Origin of the sequence: Bradyrhizobium sp. 142 (assembly GCF_023074015.1) — a bacterium.
GTDB lineage: Bacteria > Pseudomonadota > Alphaproteobacteria > Rhizobiales > Xanthobacteraceae > Bradyrhizobium.
The window spans coordinates 1-637 of record NZ_JADPKQ010000467.1; the positions used below are offsets into that span (position 1 = coordinate 1).

1 protein-coding gene is annotated in these 637 nt (G+C 60.1%); it reads left to right on the plus strand.

Annotated features, from left to right (window positions below):
• Window positions 1-566: extracellular solute-binding protein (locus IVA82_RS42610; RefSeq protein WP_247493891.1), on the plus strand; the 566-nt coding region annotated here is incomplete at its 5' end.
• Window positions 567-637 lie beyond the last annotated feature (71 nt).

Consider the following 637-nt stretch of genomic DNA (forward strand, 5'->3'; position numbering starts at 1 on the left):
AGGCCGGGCCTATCGGCGTCGGCAGCTATGAATGGTACCAGGTGCTGGACGACTTCCTGCAGGGCAGGACAGCAATGGCAATCGACAGCAGCAACTTTGCGACCGACATCTCCAATCCAGCGAAGAGCCATCTCGCCAAGCAGGCGGGGTTTGCAGCCTTTCCGCATCTCCCTGGCCGCGAACCCGTCCCCTTCATGTCGCACTGGCAGGCGTGCATCAACTCCAAATCAAAGAACAAGCAGGCGGCTTTCCTGTTCCTGCTATGGGCAACGAGCAAGCCGACCTCGTTGCGGACCGCAGCTACGGGGCTGGCAACGACACGGCTGTCGGCCTGGTCGAGCGAGGCTTTCAGTAACGCATTCGGCAGGCAAGCCACCGAGGCAGCACTGAGCAACTTGCAAAACGCCGATGTCGATCGCGCCAAGGCAATCCTTTTCCACCCGCAATCGAGACCCATCCAGGATGTCTTCATGATTGGCGTTAATGAAGTCGTGTCCGGAGCCAGATCGGCAAAGGATGCAATGATCGCCGCGGCTGAAAAGGCCAATGCCGCGATCCGCGGATGATGGAGCCGTCCGACGTAGTACGCGCGTCATGGCTCGCGCGAGTAGGGCGTGATTAACGTCGGCTGCCCGAT